3 protein-coding genes are annotated in these 22,797 nt (G+C 41.6%); 2 read left to right on the top strand and 1 reads right to left on the bottom strand.

Going from position 1 to position 22,797, the window contains the following annotated elements:
- Window positions 1–3 precede the first annotated feature (3 nt).
- Window positions 4–1,134: an alpha/beta hydrolase-fold protein gene (locus tag HDE70_RS11910; protein WP_260160532.1), complete on the bottom strand. Its 1,131-nt coding sequence runs from the start codon at window positions 1,132–1,134 to the stop codon at window positions 4–6.
- Window positions 1,135–1,841: 707 nt separating this feature from the next.
- Between HDE70_RS11910 and HDE70_RS27295 the strand changes: the two genes are divergently transcribed.
- Together HDE70_RS27295 and HDE70_RS11905 are read left to right on the top strand one after the other, a co-directional pair.
- Window positions 1,842–1,973, top strand: a complete 132-nt coding sequence (locus HDE70_RS27295) for a hypothetical protein (RefSeq protein WP_260160384.1) — start codon at window positions 1,842–1,844, stop codon at window positions 1,971–1,973.
- 130 nt (window positions 1,974–2,103) lie between these two features.
- Window positions 2,104–22,797: an SDR family NAD(P)-dependent oxidoreductase gene (locus tag HDE70_RS11905; protein ID WP_183890288.1), complete on the top strand. Its 20,694-nt coding sequence runs from the start codon at window positions 2,104–2,106 to the stop codon at window positions 22,795–22,797.

Raw genomic sequence — 22,797 nt, 5'->3', positions numbered from 1 at the left:
GATTTATTCGGCCTTGGTATGCTTTAATTTTTCCAGTTTTAGTCTAATATCTGGTTTGTTTTTTAGTGTCAATGCTTTTTCGAAGTAATGAATGGCAGCAGATTTATCTTCTTCAGACAAATAATAATCACCCATACTATCATAAGTATTAAAGCTCTCAGGATAATAATCTATATTAAGCTGAAAGAACATTTTAGCCCTGCTATTATCTTTTTGCTGAAGAAATATATATCCGAATCTGTTGATAACCTCTTCCGGAGGGCGGACAGTATAACCCATTTCATCTGATAATGCCTGATAATGTGAGTTGATTAATTTTTTCAGCTCAGTCACCGTATATCTTTTATCAAAATACAGGTTTACAGGTTGGGTTTGTGGGAATTTATAGTGTTTGAAAATAAACTTTAGCGCATCGTATGAAGCAATTAAAGGAATTGAAGCATGATCCTCGTCGGGGTAATACTTGAAATTCCACTTCAAATCATGCATTGAGCGATGTTTTAACTGGTCTGAAAGGTTGAGAATAGCGCTGATATGTTGTGTAACCTGTGTGGTATCTTGTCTGACTGCTGAGGTATCCATTCCTGGATTCATCGTATTTGCCATCCCCAGAAAAAGTGACGTCCTGGTCAACGCTTTTTCCTGTAGTAAAGTCCTTGAATTGGTTAGCAGTTTACCTTGATCATAAGACATACTTGGATCAATTGCAACATAAGCACTAAATAATGAGGTATGGTTGATTAGGGTATTCATAACCATCAGGCCACCTAATGAATGTCCAATCAGCGTCCGGTAGGGAGCAGCCGGATAATTTTTATTAATATAAGGTATCAGTTCCTTTTCAAGGAATAAAGTGAAATTCTCTCCACCTCCTGAATTTCTGAAGCTTACATTTTTTGAAGGGGTAAGATCTCTTACCCGGTTTCCAGGCGTATTGATAATGCCAACAATGATCATTTCCGGAAGAACTTTGTTCCCATTGATTACTCCCAGCTGGTTGATTATGGTCATTAAGGACAAAAAATTGTTTTCACCATCTAAAACATACAGAACCGGATAACTGGGTTTGGAAAAAACACTGGAATCAATCTGTGGTGTATAAATCCATAAAGATCTTTTTTCATTTAATATCATTGAATGCAGGGTGTCTGTATGGCCTATAGAAACGGGTATGTTTTGTTGACCGTTTACATACATTGAACTCATCGTGAGCATTAAAATTATAAAGAACTTTTTTATATTTCGCATCTGGCAAGAATACTATGCTTTAATATATTTTTGGAAAAAATGTGACGAAACTATTCTTTGAAGGGACAGAGAGTTTTGATAATGTTATTAATTAACAGAATAACTGTAATGTACACTGATTATTGACTTAACTCGCTGGTTAACATTTTAATAGTAGATAAATTCTATAGAATTTATCTGTAATGTCAGAAAAAAATATTTTACTCCTTACAGTGCTGCGGTGAATTTATTTGATACTATTATTGAAAAAAAATAAAGTATCAAATAATATTTGTCCCCTTTGTTTATTGAAAATTAAAAGTTACATTAGCATAAATACAACGCTAAAACCCTTCAAAACATCGTTTTAAAGCGCTTATTGTCATTATGTTATAAGTACACTTAGTGTTTTGATAAATAAGCAGATCTGAATATTGATGTTTGAACAATATTTAACACTTTGATAACACGGGTACAGGGCAGTATTTATAACAATGAAATAATTTAGCATAGTTAACCAAAAACAAAATATAAGAGCAAAAACAAAGAACTAAACCTTCGCAACATCTATCTACCAACCAAAATACCTACAACAAAACAAAACACAATTCCCTATGAAAAACATGTCTAACCTCAATGGTATTAAACACCTTTCGGTGATGTTTAATACTAATCTGCAATCCATGTGGATTATCCATCAATTTAAATCTTCCAGCTTACTCCAGACAAACAGCGTGCTGACTTAAAGTCATTCACCTTATTTGCTTTGTAAATACAGTATAAAAATACTGTACGTGGCATTCTTTTGCCCAAACTTAATGGTTGTTTCACTACGTGTGGATGGCCAGCTGTACCTGCTTTGTTAAAAAAATTGAGATGGAAGACACATCAAAGAATACAATCCCGTTGGATAACCAACAAAATAATAATGATATCGCTGTGATAGGAATGTCATGCAGATTTCCCGGAGCAGGTAATTACCGTGATTTTTGGAATAACCTGGTCAATGGAACTTTCAGTGTTACGGAAATTCCCGAAACCCGCTGGAACTGGCGTGACTATTATGGAGATCCTGCACAGGATAACAATAAGACCAACAGTAAATGGGGTGGATTTATTGAAGACATGGATAAATTTGATCCTTTATTCTTTAATATATCGCCAAAAGAAGCCAAATATATTGATCCTCAGCACCGGATCTTTCTGGAGGCGGCATGGCATGCAGTAGAAGATGCGGGATATAGTACAGAAAGTTTGTCGGGTAAAAAAGTCGGCGTGTACGTAGGTGTTTCTAAAAATGACTATGCCGAGATGCTGCAATCCACGCATCAGGAAATAAGCTCATTTATCTCTACGGGTACAGTACACTCTATTCTGGCTAACCGGGTTTCTTTTCTGCTGGATATCAGAGGTAAAAGTGAGGTGGTAGACACCGCTTGTTCCAGCTCACTGGTTGCTTTGCACAATGCGATCCGTGATATGCGGGCAGGAAATTGTGAATCTGCATTAGTGGGTGGTGTGAATGCATTGATTACGCCTACGATGTATTTATCGCATGGCAAATCGGGCATGTTATCATCAGAAGGGAAATGTAAAACATTTGATGAAAGTTCTGATGGTTATGTACGCGGAGAAGGAGTAGGTTGTATTTTTATTAAACCTCTGGCAAAAGCAATAGCAGATAATGATCCTATTATAGGCGTGATCAAAGGAACCGGCGTCAATCACAATGGCCGTTCCAATTCATTAACCTCACCAAGTGTACGTGCACAGGCCGAAGTGATTAATGCCGCGCTTGAAGATGCTGGTATTGATGCCGGACAGGTAAGTTATATCGAAGCACATGGCACAGCCACTCCTTTAGGAGATCCGATTGAGATCAGTGCCTTAAAAAAGGTATTCAGTAAATACGGTACAGACAAAAATGTACAATGCAATTTAGGGGCATTGAAAACAAATATAGGGCATCTGGAGAGTGCTGCGGGGATTGCAGGTCTTATCAAAGTATTGCTTTGTATGCGTCATGGTCAGCTTCCGGGACTATTACATCACAAAAAATTAAATCCATATATTGATTTAAAGAACAGTCCGTTCCTGATTTCTGGTCAGTTAAAAGAATGGAAACCAGCTGCAAAAGGTATGCAGAGCGGGCCGCTTACTGCCGGGGTTAGTTCTTTCGGAATGGGAGGGGTAAATGCGCATGTAATTTTGCAAGCCTATAACGGAACTCAGCAAAGACCTGTGACTAAGGTCTCAGGCCCTTATCGTATTCCTCTGGGCGCGAAAACACAAAAGCAATTAAAATTATATGCACAGGCTATGGCTGATTTCTTAAAAGCCGATGGTCATGAACTGAATTTACAGGATATCGCGTTTACACTGCAAAACGGCAGAGATATAATGGCCAGTAAAGCTGTTTTTATCACTGCTGATTTAACAGATTTTATCGCACAGCTGGATGAATATGTAGCCAGCGGGAATATCGCTCCGGGCCAGCAGCCTGATGAACAGTTGATTGCAGCAGATGGCGTAAGAGTTGCTTTGCCGGGATATCCTTTTGAAAGACGCAGATGCTGGATGGATGGGGCTTCGGTTTCTACTCCGGTTGCAGAAGTAGCTGTTCCTTTAGTAGAGTTTTCCAATACTGATCAGGAGCAGCAATGGATATATGAGGCGCTGTTAAAACCAGCAGATTATTTTATCCGTGATCACATTGTACAGGGGGAATGTATGATGCCTGGGGTTGCTTATCTGGAAATAGCGAGAGCTGTAGCAGAACAGGCTTGTGGACGTCCCGTAGCTGAATTAACTGAAGTATGCTGGATGCAGTCTGTGAAAGTGTATACGGAAAATGTCCCTTTACACATTAAACTTGCCCCGGTAAATACAGGTTTTTCTTTTGAAATAACGACTGCCGGCGGAGTGCATGCCAATGGAAATATAGGATTAAAAAACAGGGGTAATACACCTGCGGCTATTGATTTACAGAGGATAAAAGAACGCTGTTCTATTCAAAAAACAGCAGCTGAAATTTATGAAGCTTTAGCTAAAGAAGGATTAGGCTATCAACAAACCTTTCAAACGATAACAGCAGGTTTTTTTGCTGCCGACGAAGCGATATGCAGCTTACAGCCCACAGTGAAAGAACAATCAGTCTCTTCAAAAGTATGGGAACCTTCTTTATTGGATGGTGTTTTCCAAACCGTAGTTGGTCTGTGTATTTGGGGGAATGTAGCACATAGCTACCAGTTATTACCCTTTTATCTTAAAGTGATACGGAGTTATGGTCAGCTTGCGGATGCACGTTATGTCTATGTTAAAAAATCCATTGCCTATCAGGATGGAGAAAAGTTCTCATTTGATATGTTTTTGTGTGATGAAAATGGAAACATCATCCTTTCGTTCAGCGAGTTTGTTAAACGGGCTTATAAATCGGGGCCGGTTACGCTAAAAGAACCTGTAGCAGCGGTCATAGAAAGCCTGCATTATACCGCAGACTGGTTAGAAAGACCATTGGGTGTATTGAATGAGCGGCCAAATGCAGTTATTATATTTGATACCGATACACTTTTGCAGGAAAGTATTCAAAAGAAATTACCTTATACAACTGCGGTAATCGTATTACCGGGTTATACTTATCAGAAAAAAGATAAACATACTTATCAGCTTGATGTTGCAGATGCTGCATCATTTAAAAGGCTGACCAAAGATTTAGCTGCCGACGGGATCGTTACCGATAACTGGATTTACCGGTGGAGCATGAGCCGTGATCAAAAGGTAAATGCACATTTACAGGATATTTATGCTTTATTATATCTATCACAAGCGCTGATCACCGCTGCTTATTCTGGTCGTATCAAGTTATTATTTGTCTATAACCAGGCCGGTACAGCAGCAGCTGCGGTTCACCAGATGGCTGGCGGATTTGCAAGAACATTAGCTTATGAAAATCCCCGTATTTCTATTTTAAGTATCGGGATTACAGCAGATGAAACTGTAAACTATCAGGAAATCATTTTACAGGAAATCACCCATTATGTAATGGCGCCATTACTGGAAGTGATTTACCGCAATGGGCGCAGGGAAGAAAGAACGGTAGTACCGGGAAAAGATTTCTATGGTCTTCCTGAGCAGGTTCTGCTTAAAGAAAATGGTTGTTATATCATTACTGGTGGTAGCGGAGGATTGGGAATGGTATTCTCAGCTTACCTGGCTGAACACTATAAAGCAAAAATCATATTAATTGGCCGCAGTGTGAAAAATGAGGCCATTGAAGAAAAATTGCTGCATTTACAGCAACTGGGAGGGGATGCCATTTATTATACTGCAAATGTTGCCGATAAAAAAGCGATTGCCGCAGTCATCGCTAAGGTTAAGAAAAAGTATAAAAAGATTAATGGGGTTATCCATGCTGCCGGACTGATTGAAGATTCCTTCATCATTAATAAAAAACCAGATTCCTTTGAAAGGGTAATCACCCCTAAAATTTATGGCGCCATTAATTTAGATGAATGTCTTCAGAACGAGGCACTGGATTTCTTTATCACATTTTCCTCTATTGCTTCATTGATGCCTAACCAGGGACAATGTGATTACGCTGCCGCTAATAATTTTCTGGATCATTTGATGTACAGCAGGAACCAGCGGGAAATCGCAAAAGGACGTGAAGGGATAAGCCTTGCCATTAACTGGCCGCTTTGGGAAAACGGAGGGATTACCATTTCTGCCGAAGAAAGAGAACATTTATGGCAGGTCTTTGGAATGAAGCCGATGCTGAATGAGGATGCGCTAAAAGGGTTTATAAAATTATTAAGCACCAGTAATCAGAAAACACCTTGCCAGGCCGTGTTGATTGAGGGGATAGCAGATAAGATAGAAATGCACCTGAATGTTGAGCGGATATTGACTAACAAACAGCACGAAATTCCTGCTGCCGGAGATTTTCCTGCTGTATTGCGCAATATGATTACGTCTATTTTGCCAGATGTAAAGTTGATCAGTGATACAGATAGTTTCAATAAGTTGGGGCTTACTTCTTCAGCGCTCGTTAAACTATCAGCGTTGTTGACGGAATACCTTGGAACAGCAATCAATCCTATCTTATTAATTGAATACAATACTATTCCGGAGCTGACTGCCCATATCAATCATGAGATGCCAGAAGCGTTAACAGCAGCTGCTGAGCGGATACTTAAAGATGAACTGCCTGCTGGATATAGCGGTAAAGCCTCTTTAATAGATGCAGACCGCTCATCTCAATCAGACTTGTTATTCAGGAAACGTTTCAGCAATGAAGAGTTTTATATGCAAGACCATGTGGTGGACAGTAAATATAATGTTCCCGGTGCTTGTTATATTGAAATGGGCAGACAAGCGGTGGCCTTATCAGGTAAAAAAGTATACAGCTTATCAAATAATTACTGGCCAGAAGTGTTATCATCTGCTGGTGCACCAATCAATGCCAATATTCAATTGGTACAAAAAGGAGTGTTGTACAGTTATGAGATCTTTAGTCAGGAAATAACAGGCCGTAAAATTGTTCATGCGATGGGGGATGTGGATGTGGAAACTGTCATTGAACCCGGTGAATTAGGCACGGTTAATTTGCAGGTACTTCGCGAAAAGCTAACCAAAACAATAACCAGGGAGACGGTATATGAACAAATCATCGCAGAAGGTTTACATGTAGGCCCTTCTTTTATGCCGATGAAAGAGTTATGGACGAATAAAGAAGAAGCGCTGGGGCATCTGATCTTACCATTACATGTCGCAGAAACTTTGCCTGACTATATATTGCATCCAAGTATGCTGACTGGAGTATTCCAGACCGCTATTATTAACAATAAACCGGATGGCATGGATGCCACCAAATATATACCGGTAGCTATAGATGAAATTTTATTTACTGGTCAGCTTCCTGCCGAATGTTTTGTACATACAGTTGCGCATGAGGAGAATGCAGGCAGAAGCGGCATTAAGAAATTTGATGCTGCCGTTGCCGATCGGGATGGAAATGTTATTGCACGCCTCAACGGTTTTGCAATCAAGGAAATTACAAATGCACAACATGTTCCGGCTGCTGCACAACAACTTTCACAAATAGCCAGATTGACCAGTACTACAGGCCCGGCGATTGAAAGTGTAGCACATTTACTGAAAACACTATTACACGACGCGGTTGGTCTGGAAATTGAAGAAATGGATGCCGATACATCTTTTGAAGAATTGGGTATCAATTCCAGAATGATTATCGATCTGAACAGGCTGCTGGCAAAATCCTTCGGGAACTTATCAAAAACTCTTTTCTTCGAGTATCGGAATATCAGTGAACTGGCTGAATATTTTCAGAAGAAACATGCGGCGATATTACAAGAGCTGATAGCTTCGGAAGAGATGGAAGAGACAGAAAATGGTTTCAGCGCTGAACCACTGGCTGTTGGCCAAAATCCTGAAACCACTGTTACCCCTTCAGCAGCAGCCCTCGTATCAAAAGATATTGCTATTGTAGGGATAGGCGGAAAATATCCGAAGGCAGATAACCTGGCTGAATTCTGGAAAGTATTGCAGCAGGGTGAGGACTGTATTGTTGAAATCCCTGAAGACAGGTTTGATTATAAGCCTCATTTTGATGCAGATAAAGATAACGGGTTATTATATGCCCGCTGGGGAGGGTTTATCAATGATGTAGATAAATTTGATCCACTATTCTTTAATATATCTCCGCGAGAAGCAGAACAAATAGACCCTCAGGAAAGGTTATTTCTGGAAGTGGTTTGGGCAACGCTCGAAGATGCAGGGATTACCCGTGAAAAGGTAGCCGCACAATCGAAAAAAGTGGGTGTATTTGTGGGTGCACTTTGGCAGCCCTATATTAACCTGGGTGTTGAAGAAACTGCGAAGGGAAATCCGGTTGCACCAAGTGGCCTTTTATATAGTATTCCAAACAGAGTATCGTATTTCTTTAACTGGACAGGGCCAAGTATTGCCATTGATACCGCTTGTTCCGCTTCTTTAACTGCATTACATTATGCCTGTGAAAGTATCAGAAATGGTGACGCAGACAGCTGTATCGCAGGAGGGGTAAACCTTTCACTTTCACTCAGTAAATACTTGTTTTTAAGTCAGCATAATTTCCTGGCTACAGATGGCCGCTGCCGTAGTTTTGGTATCGGTGATGGTTATGTTCCGGGCGAAGGGATTGGTGCAGTGTTACTGAAATCTCTGGAAGATGCGATAGCTGATGGAGATCAGATTTATGGAGTAATTAAAGGTACAGCAGTTAACCACAGTGGCCGTACCAACGGCTATACCGTCCCTAGTCCTAATTTGCAAGGGGAACTAATCAGCTCAGCTTTACAAAAAGCACAAATTAATCCGCGTACTATTTCATATGTGGAAGCGCATGGTACAGGAACTTCGTTAGGTGATCCTATTGAGATGACAGGTCTTTGCAAAGCCTTTGATGCCTATACGGAGGAAAAACAATTCTGTGCAATCGGTTCTGTGAAATCAAATATTGGTCATCTGGAAGCGACAGCTGGCATTGCCGGATTAACAAAAATATTATTGCAGTTTAAACATGGGGTAGTTGTCCCTTCCATTCATTCTGTAGTGTTAAATCCGAATATCAGTTTTGAGGATACTCCTTTTTATGTACCACAAAACCTGGTGCCATGGAAAAGACCTTTAATCACTAATAAAGAAGGTAAGCTGGAAGAAATCCCGCGCAGGGCGATGTTGAGTTCTTTTGGGGCAGGAGGCAGTAATGCACACCTGATTGTCGAAGAATTCAGACCAGCACAGGAGCAGCCGGTAACAGGGCAAACTTTTAACAATGAGCAGTATCCTGCAATCATTGTATTGTCTGCTAAAAATGAAGAACGTTTACAAGAGCAGGTTGTTAACTTAAAATATAGCCTGGAACAGGAACATAGTTTATCAATTCTTGATATTGCCTATACCCTGCAAACCGGAAGAGAGGCGATGGAAGAGCGTATTGCCTTTATTGCTAAGGATATACCTTCTCTTATTACTTTGCTGGCCAGTTTCCTGGAAGGAAAAGCTGCTGACTATTCAGCTACGGGAATTACAGGATATCGTGTTGGAAATAGTAAAGCCAACGGTCGTAAAGGTATAATTGAACAAACCATATTACTGCAAGCCATACAGACTTCAGCATGGGGAACTATTGCAGATTTTTGGATCGGCGGACAAGGAGTAGATTGGGAAATATTGCATACCGGAAAACAACCCCGCAGAATCAGTTTGCCAACCTATCCGTTTGCAAGAGAAAGATACTGGTTGCCGGCAGCAGATGGAAAGGTTAATCTGCCCGGCAGTAAATCTATTGGTAAAGACTTACATCCACTGGTGCACAGCAATACTTCAGATCTGGATCAGCAGCAGTTTACCAGTACATTCGATGGCAGGGAATCATTCCTGGCACATCATCAGGTACAAAACAAAAAAATACTACCTGGAGTGGCTTATCTGGAATTAGCCAGGGCAGCCGGAGAATTCAGTATCCACCAGTCCATCAAACAGCTTAAACAAGTGAGCTGGCTCAGTCCTTTCTGGGTAAATGATAGTGCAACAATGCATATTAATGTATACCGGGATCAGGGAGAAATCGGGTATGAGATTTATAGTGGACAGCAAGAAAATATAACCATACACAATAGCGGTAATTTGTCTGCTACTGTAGTCAATGCGCCTGCGGCAATGAACATTTTGCAGCTTAAAAGGGCTTTTACCAATGAAATATCCGGGCAGGAACTGTACCGCGCATTCGATCTGGCAGGGTTAAACCTGAAAGATACTTTTCAGCAGGTGGAAACCTTGTATTTTGGAGAAGAAAGCGCATTATCCAGAATAAAACTGGCAAATGCCGAAGGCTGTATGTATCCACCATGTATCCTGGATAGTTTATTACATGCCGTTTATGGATTGATGGAATCTGCCGGACAATCTTATTCGCTGGTCTTGCCTTTTTATGCGGGCGAAGTGAATTTCTACCAGGAAATTGAAGGTGCAAAAGAGTTATGGGGTTATGCCGTTAAAAAGAAAGACAAAGCTCAGGAGCAAACCGCGGTTACTGCCGATTTTTATCTGCTGAATGAGTACGGTGAAGTCCTGCTGTTCTTTAAGGATTTTATCTTCCTGCCTGCAGAAAATAAACCTAGAGAAAAGGCGCCTTTACAAGAGGAAAAAAGCGTTGGTTATTATCAGCAGTTATGGGAAAAAGCAGATTTAGCTGAAGCCGGACAGTTAGAAACTGCCAATCAGCTTATCCTGATTGCAGGTGGTGCAGCTGGTTTATGCGATAAATTACAAGAGCAATTAGGTTTAGAAGTACTGAATGTTACACAAGAACAGCCTGCACTTTATTTCCAGACCGTACTTGATAATATTAAGTCAAAAATACAGCAAAAACAGCCTGCACATATTACTGTAATCTGTCAGCATGACGACTATCTGGAATATGGATTTATAGCAGGTTTGCTCAAAACTGTACCATTGGAACATCCGGCTATTACCGGAAAAGTATTGTCAGTAGATAGTTTGTCCGTTAAAAATCTGGATGAACTTATGGCAATGATTGAAGCTGAGCAGGGGCATGCAGCTTCAGAAGTAAGTTATAAGGATGGCGTAAGAGCAATCAGGAAACTTTCTCCGGTAACATTTGATACAGCATTTATGAATGAAGTAGCCTTCAAAAAAGGAGGTGTTTATTTATTAACTGGTGGTGCAGGTGGGTTAGGTTTAATGATCGCTGCACATATTTGCAGTAAAAATGAGATTACGCTGGTTTTAACAGGCAGAAGTGCTTTACCAGAGACTGTAGAAGCTGAACTCTCTAAAATACCGGGTGCAGTTTATTATGCCAGTGAGCTGAGCAGCCTACAGGAAACGCAAAAACTAATCGCAGTTATCCATAGAAAGTATGGTGTATTAAATGGCGTAATCCATAGTGCAGGAGTAATCAGAGATAGTTATATTCTGAATAAAACACCTTTGCAGGTAAATGAGGTGTTCTCCGCTAAAATACAAGGCACAAAAAATCTGGATGAAGCCACAAAAGACGAACCACTGGATTTTATGCTGTTTTTCTCTTCGATTACCGCAATTAAGGGGAATGCAGGACAAGCCGATTATGCTGCCGCAAATGCCTACCTGAATAACTATGCTGCTTACCGGAATACAGCAAGACCAAACCGCAAAGCGAATGGTAAAACATTGAGCATTTGCTGGACTTTGTGGGAAGAAGGTGGAATGCAGGTGAGTAAAGAAGATTTAAAATATCTGGAAAAACAATGGGGTTCATTCGCGCTGCCTTCTGTTGAAGGAATGAAAGCTTTCGATACTTTATTGAAAAGCGGCACAGGGGAAGTTCTCGTTACTTATGAAGGGAAACAGGTTCCCGAAGTGCAGGAAACCGCGACGCTGGATAGCCTGGGCATTCAGCAAGAAACGATTCTGGACAACCAGGAATTTACACCGGGCATTAACGCTGCATTGACTGAAAATGTTTCGCGCAAAATCCTTGACGTAGTAGCAACCTTATTGAAATTGAATCCTGCGGTGATTAAAAGGGATAAAGCATTTGGGGATTATGGATTTGATTCTATTTCTTTAACAAAGTTTGCACGTGAGCTAAATGCTTTTTATGAACTGGAATTATTACCTACTGTGTTTTATAACTATCCGGCAATTAATGACTTAGTTTCGTTTTTGCTCACAGATTATCAAACATCAGTAGCTAAAAAACATGTTGTTTCTGCTCCTGTAAAATCAATAGGGGTTGAACAGGTTACCGTGGTAGCGCATAAAAGACAAGACTTTAGCAGAGAAGCAGGCACTATCGCCCCAAAACAAGCAGCTGTTGCCATTGTAGGGATCAGCGGACGTTTTCCTGGTTCTGCGGATCTGGATACTTTCTGGGAGAACATTTCCCAAAATAAAGACTTGATTACTGAAATAAAAGCAGATCGATGGGATTGGAAAACCTATTATGGTGATCCGCAGAAAGAGAAGAACAAGACCAAAGCAAAATGGGGTGGTTTTATTGAAGATATAGACAAATTTGACCCCTTATTCTTTAATATTTCTCCACGGGAAGCGGCACTGATGGACCCGCAGCAACGGATCACTTTAGAAGCGGTATACCAGGCTTTGGAAGATGCAACTATTGCGCCTGATAAGATCAGGGGAAGTGATACCAGTATTTTTATCGGGGTTTCTACTTCCGATTATTCTATGTTGCTGAATAATCAGTCAGACTTAACCGGACAAGGACATTATGCAACGGGGTCAGTACATTCTGTACTGGTTAACCGGATTTCCTATCTGCTTGACCTTCGTGGCGCCAGTGAACCTGTAGATACAGCCTGTTCGAGTTCGTTAATTGCGATTCATCGCGCGGTTGCGCATATCCGTAGCGGAGACAGTAAAATTGCGATCGCCGGAGGGGTAAATGCGATCTTATCACCAGAACTTACCTTATCTTTTAGCGAGGCAGGGATGTTAAGCGATGACGGACGCTGTAAAACATTTGATGAAAGTGCGAATGGTTATGTACGTGGTGAAGGTGTGGGGATTGTGATCCTGAAATCATTGGAACAGGCAGAAGCTGATGGAGATCATATTTACGGGATTATCCGTGGCAGCGCTGAAAATCATGGGGGTAAGGCGAATACATTGACTTCTCCAAATCCTAATGCACAAAAAGAACTGCTGGCTAAAGCGTATCGTTCTGCCGGGATTGATCCGAGAGAAGTTACCTATATAGAAGCACATGGAACTGGAACTCCATTAGGAGATCCAATTGAAATAGAAGGTTTAAAACTTGCTTTTAACGCGTTATATAAAGAAAGGGACCTGCCACAGCCTGTTACTGCTTATTGCAGTATTGGTAGCGTAAAAACAAATATCGGACACTTAGAAGCTGCTGCCGGAATTGCAGGGGTTATGAAAGTGATCTTATCCATGAAGCATCAAACGCTGCCGGGTAATCCTCATCTGGTTCATCAGAATGAATATTTAAAACTGGATGGAACCCCTTTCCGTTTACAACAGCAGACAACCGGCTGGACTGTTCCGGCAAACAAGACAAGAATTGCCGGCATCAGTAGCTTTGGTTTTGGAGGTGCAAACGCACATTTAATTATAGAAGAATATATTCCTGTAAAACGGGAACGTTATCAGAGCGGGCAGACTGCTATCATTTTATTATCTGCGAGAAATGCAGATCGGTTGAAAGCTAAAGTGGTTCAGTTGAAGGAATTCTTAAAAGTGGAAACTGATCTGCACGAACTCGCCTACAGCTTGCAAAGTGGCAGAGATGCGATGGAAGAGCGCCTGGCATTAGTGGCAGAAAATCAGCAGGATTTATTAGTTCAGCTGGAAAATTATCTGCGTGGTCAGACCAGTGGATTTTTACAAGGAAATACAAACCAGAACCATGCGGACTTTTTGCTGGAAGGAACAGCTGGGAAAGCATACATAGACACTGCAATCCTAAATAAAGAGAGCAGAAGCCTGGCGCAATTATGGGTAAAAGGAATTGAAATAGACTGGAAGTTATTGTATCCGGGAATCCTGCCACGCAGAATTAGTTTACCTGTTTATCCGTTTACCAAACAACGTTGCTGGATACCAGTATCGGCTGCGAAAAGCATACAAAACAGCAATGTACATCAGCTTCATCCTTTGCTGCATACCAATGAATCAGATTGGGTACAACAACAATACAGCGCAGTATATACAGGTCAGGAGTCTTTTCTTGCAGACCACATTGTCCGTCAGGAGAAAATATTACCGGGCGTTGCTTACCTGGAACTGGCCAGAATAGCGGGTACATTGAGTACGCGGCAGCCTGTAGTTCGTTTAAAAAATGTGAGCTGGCTTAGTCCATTGAAATTGGAAAATGGTATTGCTGCGGTTTGCATTAGTCTTGAACCAGATTTAAGCTATAAGATTTATAACCAGAAAAATCAGGAGCTTGTTTATGGGGGCGGTCAGTTTATAACCGGAGAATCAGCAGCTGCCGGAACTTTTGATGTGGAGGCTTTGAAAGCAAGCTGTTCAAGGATCATACAGGGAACTGAAATTTATCAGGACTTTAAAGCACAGGGATTAAACCTGGGAACAAGTTTCACAGGCGTAACTCAAATATTTGCAGGAACAGACCTTGCTTTGTCTGCGATAAATCTGGGAGAATTGGAAGGTTGTTTATATACTCCGGGTATTCTGGACAGTTTGCTGCATACGATTTATGGTCTGGTTACAGCCGGTGGACAAGCTTATACACTCGCACTGCCTTATTTTGTTAGAGAAGTACACTTTCATCAGCAAATCGCAGATCCTACAGCATTGTGGGGATATGCAAGGAAAAGTAAAACTTATAAAGAAAGTGACCAGGTAATTAGCTATGACCTTGATTTACTGAACGAAACTGGAGAAATACTAGTTAGCTTCAGAGATTTTGTAGCCTTACCTCCAGACGGTTTTGCAGTTATTCCACAGGAAAATAGCGGAAAAGAGGCTAACCTGACAGCGCCACAACCAGCTGTTATTCATCAGGAACCCTTAGTATTAAATAGTCTCCTGAAGGAAAGTGCAGAAGCTGACCTGGTCAATGTGGTAGCAGAGCTGATCGGCATGGATGCTGTAGCGATAGAACGGGATAGAAAATTTGGCGAATATGGCTTTGACTCGATCCTGTTGACACGCTTTATCAATCATCTGAACGGGTATTATAACCTTGATCTGATGCCAACCGTATTATACAACTATTCATCCATTCAAAAACTGGCTGCCTTTTTAACGGAAGAGCATGAAGCGGCCTTAAGTTTAAAACATGGAGGATTAATGGCTCAGGCTGATATCACGGTTAAACCACTGGTTCAAACTGATAGCAAAGTTAAACCACTGATTCAGGCTATAAACAGACCTTTGATTTCACAAACTACTTTTTCAAATCCTGCGCCGATAAAGCCTGCGCACAGCTATACCCAACAATCAGCAACGGAACCTATTGCCATTATCGGGATGAGCGGACGTTTTCCCGGGTCTCCGGATCTGGAAACTTTCTGGCAGAATATCAGTGCGAATAAAGATTTAATTACAGAAGTTCCGGCAGACCGCTGGGACTGGAAAAAATATTACGGTGATCCGCTAACGGAGAAAAATAAGACCAGGGCAAAATGGGGCGGCTTTATCACCGATATTGATAAATTCGATCCTTTGTTTTTTAATATTTCTCCGCTTGAAGCAGAGCTGATGGATCCGCAGCAAAGGATACTGATGGAAGCAGTGTACCAGGCCCTGGAAGATGGGGGTGTTGCTGCCGACACAATCAAAGGCAGTAATACAGGGATTTTTATCGGCGTATCAGCTTCAGATTATGCGATCCGTTTAAGCAATGAAACAGATCTGTCCGGCCAGATGCATTATACAACCGGATCGGTGCATTCTATGTTAGTGAACCGGATTTCTTATTTACTGGATATCAATGGCCCGAGCGAGCCGATAGACACAGCCTGTTCAAGTTCATTGATCGCTATTCACAGAGCCGTTGAAAATATCAGAAGTGGTATTTGCGATATGGCAATTGCTGGTGGCGTGAATGCGATGTTTTCGCCAGAACTCACGCTGTCTTTCAGCCAGTCGGGTATGCTGAGTAAAGATGGACGTTGTAAAACATTCGATCAGCGGGCTAATGGCTATGTAAGAGGAGAAGGAGTAGGTGTTATTATTCTTAAATCCTTAAGTAAAGCGGAAGCTGATGGTGATCCTATTTATGGTGTTATTAAAGGAACCGCAGAAAACCATGGGGGAAAAGCCAATACATTAACTTCACCTAATCCGGTTGCACAAAGAGATTTATTACTGCGCGCGTACCGTACAGCAGGGATTGACCCGCGTGATGTCAGCTATATTGAAGCGCATGGAACAGGAACACCGCTAGGTGATCCGATAGAAATAGAAGGATTAAAGCTGGCCTTTAAAGAATTATATAAAGATAGAAACCTGCAAATGCCGGAACAGCCGCATTGCAGTATTGGAAGTGTAAAAACAAACATCGGGCACCTGGAGTCTGCTGCTGGTATTGCCGGTACAATCAAGGTATTACTTTGTTTGAAACACAACAGGTTACCCGGTAATCCGCATTTACAGACTCCAAATGAATACTTAAAGTTAGCGGGCAGTATTTTTAAACTGCAAGAAGAAACAACTGCATGGCTGACTACAAATAACCGCCCAAAGGTAGCAGGGGTAAGCAGTTTCGGATTTGGCGGTGCAAATGCGCATATCATTATTGAAGAATACAAGCCTGCGGTTGCAATTCCTTACCAGGGAGTTGATCAGGCTATTGTTTTACTCTCCGCAAAAACCAAGCAAAGTTTGAAAGAACAGGTTATTGGTTTAGCAGCGCATCTGGAGGCAAATCCTTCTTTAAACTTGTATGATGTCGCTTACACTCTGCAAATAGGCAGAGACGCATTGGAAGAACGATTGGCCATTGTGGTAACAGACAAAGATCAACTCCTTAGTAGACTAGCTGATTATCTGAAAGGAGATACAAAATCTTTATTTGCTGGCAATAGTAAACAAGGTAAAACAGATTTCCTGCTAAAAGGCCAGGCAGGGCAGGCTTATATCGATTATGCGATAGCAAAAAAAGAAATAGCCCCTTTAGCAAGTCTTTGGATCACAGGGATTACTATTAACTGGAACTTATTATATACTGGTCAGCATCCTGCAAAAATCAATTTGCCGGCTTATCCTTTTGCAAAACAAAGGTATTGGATACCTGATTCGGGTAAATCAACCGGGATTACAAATAGTCAGCTGCACCCCTTATTACACCGCAATGAATCTGATTTAAAGGAGCAGAAATACACCAGCATTTTTACAGGACAGGAAGTTTTTCTGAATGACCATAAGGTGCGGGACGTGAAAATATTACCCGGGGTAGCTTACCTGGAACTGGCAAGAGTAGCCGGGACATTAAGTACCGGGCAAGCTGTTACGCAACTGCGGAATATTAGCTGGTTAAATCCAATTAGTATAAACGGAGCATCAACCAGCGTACATACTGCGGTTTATACCGAAGACGATCATTTGTGTTATGAGGTCTATAACAATGAAGATGCTATTCATGGCAGTGGACATCTCTTTACGCAGGAGTTAACCCAACCTGAAAAGCTGGATATTGCTGCTTTGCAATCATCTGCCGATACGGTACTGAACGGAAAAGAAATGTACGAAGAGTTTCTTGCAGCTGGTTTGGACCTTGGTTCTTCTTACAGAGGCGTTCAAAAAATGTATGCTGATCAAGTGGGGTGTTTAGCTAAAATTGAGTTGAACAGCCTGGATGGATTCAGCTATACGCCTGGAATTCTTGATAGTATGTTGCATACAATTTATGGATTCCAGCAGGTAAGCAGCGAGCCTTATACGCTTGCATTGCCTTACTTTATGGGGGAAGTGAGTTTCTACAAGGAGCTAGAAGGTATTTCTATATGGGCTTATGCACGGATCAGTGAACAAACTAAAGCCGGGGATAAACTGAGCGCTTATGATATTGATTTGCTGAATGAGAAAGGGGAAGTCTTACTTAGCTTCCGGAATTTTGTTGCCCTTCCATTAGGGGGTGGGTTTAAACCAGCAAAATCTACAGAGCCGGCCGCTGATCTGCATATCTATCAACCGGTATGGGAAAAAGTAGTTTCAACCGTTCCTATGAACAAAGCACATGCAGTTGAGCAGCAGTTAATCTGGCTTGCAGGAGGATCTGAAACCTTAGCAGAAGCTATGGAAGAACGTTTAGGGATTGCAACCAAAGCTATTGCGATAATCCAGCCTGTAGTTTATTTTACAACGATACTTGAACAACTTAAAGCAGAGTTAAAGCGGAATGCATTATTGCATTTAACTGTAGTTTATCAAAACGAAAACTATGCACAGGCAGGATTTATAACCAGTTTACTGCAATCTGCGGTACAGGAAAATCCCCGTATTACAGGGCAAACGATAGGGGTAGACAGTTTAGCACTGGCTGATTTGGACGGTTTAACTGAGCTGCTAAAAAATGAGAAGCCAGCTGCTCCGGAAATCCGTTCTGTTCAAGGTTTGCTGGAAAGCAAACATTTCCGACCAGCACAGCATCATAAAATTGATGAAATGCAGATTCGTGAAAATGGAGTTTACCTGATTACTGGCGGTGCTGGTGGACTAGGACGTGTTTTTGCCAAACATTTAAGTAAAACCAGCGGAGTGAAAATATTATTGACAGGCAGGAAAGCTCCTGATCAGGAAATAGAGAAATTACTGGCCGGAATACCCGGAACGGTTTATTACGCTTGTGACATTACGGTTGAAAAAGAATTAGCAGCCCTGATACAAAAGATCAAAGGGACTTATCAGGCATTACATGGTGTTTTACATAGCGCAGGAACTTTAAGAGATAGTTTTATTCAAAACAAAACGCAGGAACAGATTCAGCAGGTGCTAAATCCAAAAGTAAAGGGAGCACAGTATCTGGATGAATTAACTAAAAATGAACCGCTTGATTTTATGCTGTTCTTTTCATCCGTTGCTGCTGTGAGTGGCAATGCCGGGCAGGCTGATTATGCTGCGGCCAATACTTATCTGGATCATTATGCGCAATACAGGAATGAGGCGGTGGCTAAAGGGCTGAGATCTGGTAAGACCTTCAGTGTCAACTGGCCATTGTGGAAATCGGGTGGGATGCAGGTGAGTGCGGAAGGTGAAAAATATCTGGAAAAACAATTTGGCATGCTGCCGATGGATACCCTAACCGGATTAAGGACTTTTGATGAATTGTTAAAGTGTAAAGCCGGACAGTATGCTGTTTATTTTGGTAAGGCTGAAGGCATTGCCAGAACAACCGGAAATGAATTGCCGGTCGTAGCTGTTACTGCAAAAGAAGCTGGTTTGAAACCGGCTGTAACAGGTTTGGAAGAAAAAGTTGCCGGAGAAATTAGTTTGATGGTAGGGCAATTGCTCAAACTGGATCTTGCTCTGGTTAACCAGGAAACGGAATTCGGTGAGTATGGCTTTGATTCTCTTTTACTGACCCGGTTTACCAATACATTAAACAGCTTTTATACGCTGGAATTAATGCCAACAGTATTTTATAACTATCCTGCTATTGGTGTACTTACTGCCTTTCTGCTCAAAACATATCCTGAGCAGGTCGCAGCAAAAAGTGGTGTTGGTGCGCAACAGGTTAGCTCATCAGCTGTTAAAGGTTCAGTAGCAGAACAATCAGGTACTGCTCAGGAATTGAATTCAACTCAGCAAACCGGGCGTAAAAGCAGGTTAAATCATTTCAAAACTGACAGACCTGTAAGTGCGCAACCAGCTTTAAAAGCACCTGAAGAAGCGATTGCGATTATAGGCATCAGCGGACGTTTTCCGGAATCTCCGGATGTAGCTACCTTATGGGAACAGATCAAAAACAATAAAGACCTGATTACCGAAGTTCCTTCAGACCGTTGGAGCTGGCAGGAATATTATGGAGATCCTCAAAAAGGAGCACGTAAAACGAAAGCTAAATGGGGAGGTTTCATTACCGATATAGATAAATTTGATCCCTTATTCTTTAATATTTCGCCTAAAGAGGCCGCCTTAATGGACCCGCAGCAGCGAATCACGCTCGAAGCAGTATTTAATGCTTTGGAAGATGCAGGCATTGCAAACTCCAAACTCAGAGGAACGAATACTGGTGCTTTTATTGGCGTATCAGCCGTAGATTATTCTACTTTATTGAATAATGGAACTGATTTAATGAGTCAGGCACAATTCTCTACAGGCGCAGCACATTCGGTGCTGGTCAACAGGATTTCCTATTTACTGGATATTCACGGGCCAAGTGAACCTGTAGATACGGCCTGTTCAAGTTCATTGATTGCCATTCACCGCGGTGTAGAACATATCAGGAATGGCCATTGTGATCTGGCTATTGCAGGGGGCGTAAATGCAATGCTTTCGCCTGAACTGACCCTTTCTTTCAGCAGTGCAGGAATGTTAAGTGAAGATGGACGCTGTAAAAGTTTTGATCAGCGTGCCAATGGTTATGTGCGTGGAGAAGGTGTTGGAATTGTGATCCTGAAAGCTTTGAGTAAAGCAGAAGCTGATGGCGATCATATTTATGGAATTATCAGAGGGACTGCCGAAAATCACGGTGGAAGGGCTAATACTTTAACCTCGCCAAATCCGAATGCACAGCGCGATCTGCTGGTTAAAGCTTATCGGAATGCGAACATAGATCCACGCGACATTAGTTATATAGAAGCACACGGTACTGGAACAGCACTAGGTGACCCGATAGAAATTGAAGGGTTAAAACTGGCTTTTAATACGCTGTATGAGGATAGGGGATTGGTGCAGACACAAAAAGCATATTGCAGCATTGGAAGCGTAAAAACTAATGTAGGCCATTTGGAATCTGCGGCAGGTATGGCTGGTGTGATGAAAGTATTAATGGCGATGAAATATCAGATGTTGCCGGGAAATCCACATTTACAAAACCCTAACGCCTATCTGCAAATGGAAAATACCCCTTTCCGTTTGCAAAAAGAAACAACCGCATGGATATCAGAAAATAATAAACCAAGAATTGCTGGCATCAGCAGTTTCGGATTTGGCGGTGCAAATGCACATATTATTATGGAAGAATATCAGCCATTAGCTAAAGTTGTTTATGCCAGTGAAGAACCTGCTATCATTCCATTATCAGCAAAAAACAAATTACAGCTGCAACAACAGCTTAAAAATCTTAAAAACTACCTGGAATTAAATCCAAATGGAAACTTGCATGATATCGCTTATACTTTACAGAACGGACGTGAAGTAATGGTTGAAAAAGCGGTATTTATAGCACGTCATGTCAGTGAATTAATTGGTCTGCTGGCTGAGGGGCAAAGTTGCCTGCAAGAAAATAGTGCCCTGGAACCGATAACTGGGGCTGATCAGAATAACCCTGCATTAATACTGATCGCTAAAACATGGCTAAAAGGAACGCAGGTGGATTGGTCAGCTTGTTATCCGGATCAGAAACCTGCGAAGATCAGCTTACCGGTTTATCCATTTGCCCGCAATCGTTATTGGGTGCCTGAAGGAAAAAAGACAGCTTCGGAATTTGTAGAAGAAATAGAAAAGCAGGTATTTAAAGAAGTGCAGCAAGAGGTTAGCAATGAAAAACAATTCCCACAAGAGGAAAAGTCAGATCATTTATATACACCGGTCTGGGGCCGTGTTAAAAACCTGCAACCTGTGCTGGTTACCGGTCAGGAAAAATGCCTGATCATTACAGGTGATGCACCAGCTGACGTTACACAGCAAATACAACAAGAATTGAGCAAAAGCGGTTCTGAAGTTATAGTAGTCAAAATGCTGACCAGCATACCAGAAGGTTTAACCGCTGTTTATTTACTGCAAGGTCTTGCTGAAGAAAACGGACAGACTTTAAATAAAGGGTATGCACAGAGAGAATTCGCCGTATTCAGAACGATCAAAAAACTATTGGATACCGTTTATAACGATACGGAACTGCATGTTACGGTATTAACAGCCAATACACAGCAAGTTTTTGCGGGTGATCAGGTTGAGGAATCAGGAAGTGGGATTTCCGGTCTGATTGGCTCCTTTGCAAAAGAACAAGCGCATTGGAAATTCAGAGTGATGGATGTAGAAATGGATCAGTCAGGGGTCTTGAAGACAAGTGCTGAAAAGTTATTACAAACCTCATTTAATAATACAGATGTACTGGTTAGTTATCGCAATGGCCATGCTTATCAGCGCAACCTGTTCCAGTTGGAACTTCCTGCCGATAAAGCAAGCAAGCTGAAACAAAATGGTACTTATGTGATGTTAGGCGGTGCAGGTGGTATTGGTAAATCAACCACCGCATATCTGGTTGAGCATTACCAGGCTCAGGTAATCTGGTTGGGCAGAAGGCCTCTGGACGCGGCGATCATAAATGCGCAGCATGAGATTGAGAAATTGGGAAAACGACCAGTTTACATTCAATGTGATGCAAATCATAAGAAAAGTGTGAGAAAAGCCTATCTGGAAGTTAAAAACTCAGGACTGACTGTAAACGGGGTATTTCACTCAGGTATTGTATTGAATGATATGCTATTGAGAAATATGAGTGAAGAGGATTTTATCAAATCTTTTGAGATCAAATCGATGGCAAGTCATTACCTGGTTGATGTGTTTAAAGAAGATCCGCTTGACTTTATCTGTTTTTATTCTTCCGTGCAATCGCAATGGAGCGCACCCGGACAATCCAATTATGCAGCTGGCTGCACTTATAAAGATAGCTACGCACATAGTATCAGACACAGACATCATATTCCAGTGCATATTATCAACTGGGGATACTGGGGCGAAGTAGGCGTAGTCTCTTCACCCGCATATAAACAACGCATGCAGCGGCTGGGGATAGGAAGTATCTCGCCGAAAAAAGGAATGGCCATACTGGAAAAGGTATTGGCTAACAATGAATCTCAGGTATTTGCCGTAAAACTTATATAG

The organism is Pedobacter cryoconitis (genome assembly GCF_014200595.1).
Classification (GTDB): Bacteria; Bacteroidota; Bacteroidia; order Sphingobacteriales; family Sphingobacteriaceae; genus Pedobacter; species Pedobacter cryoconitis_C.
Note: the sequence above shows the minus strand (reverse complement) of the source record. Positions and strands in the feature narration are given on the sequence as shown.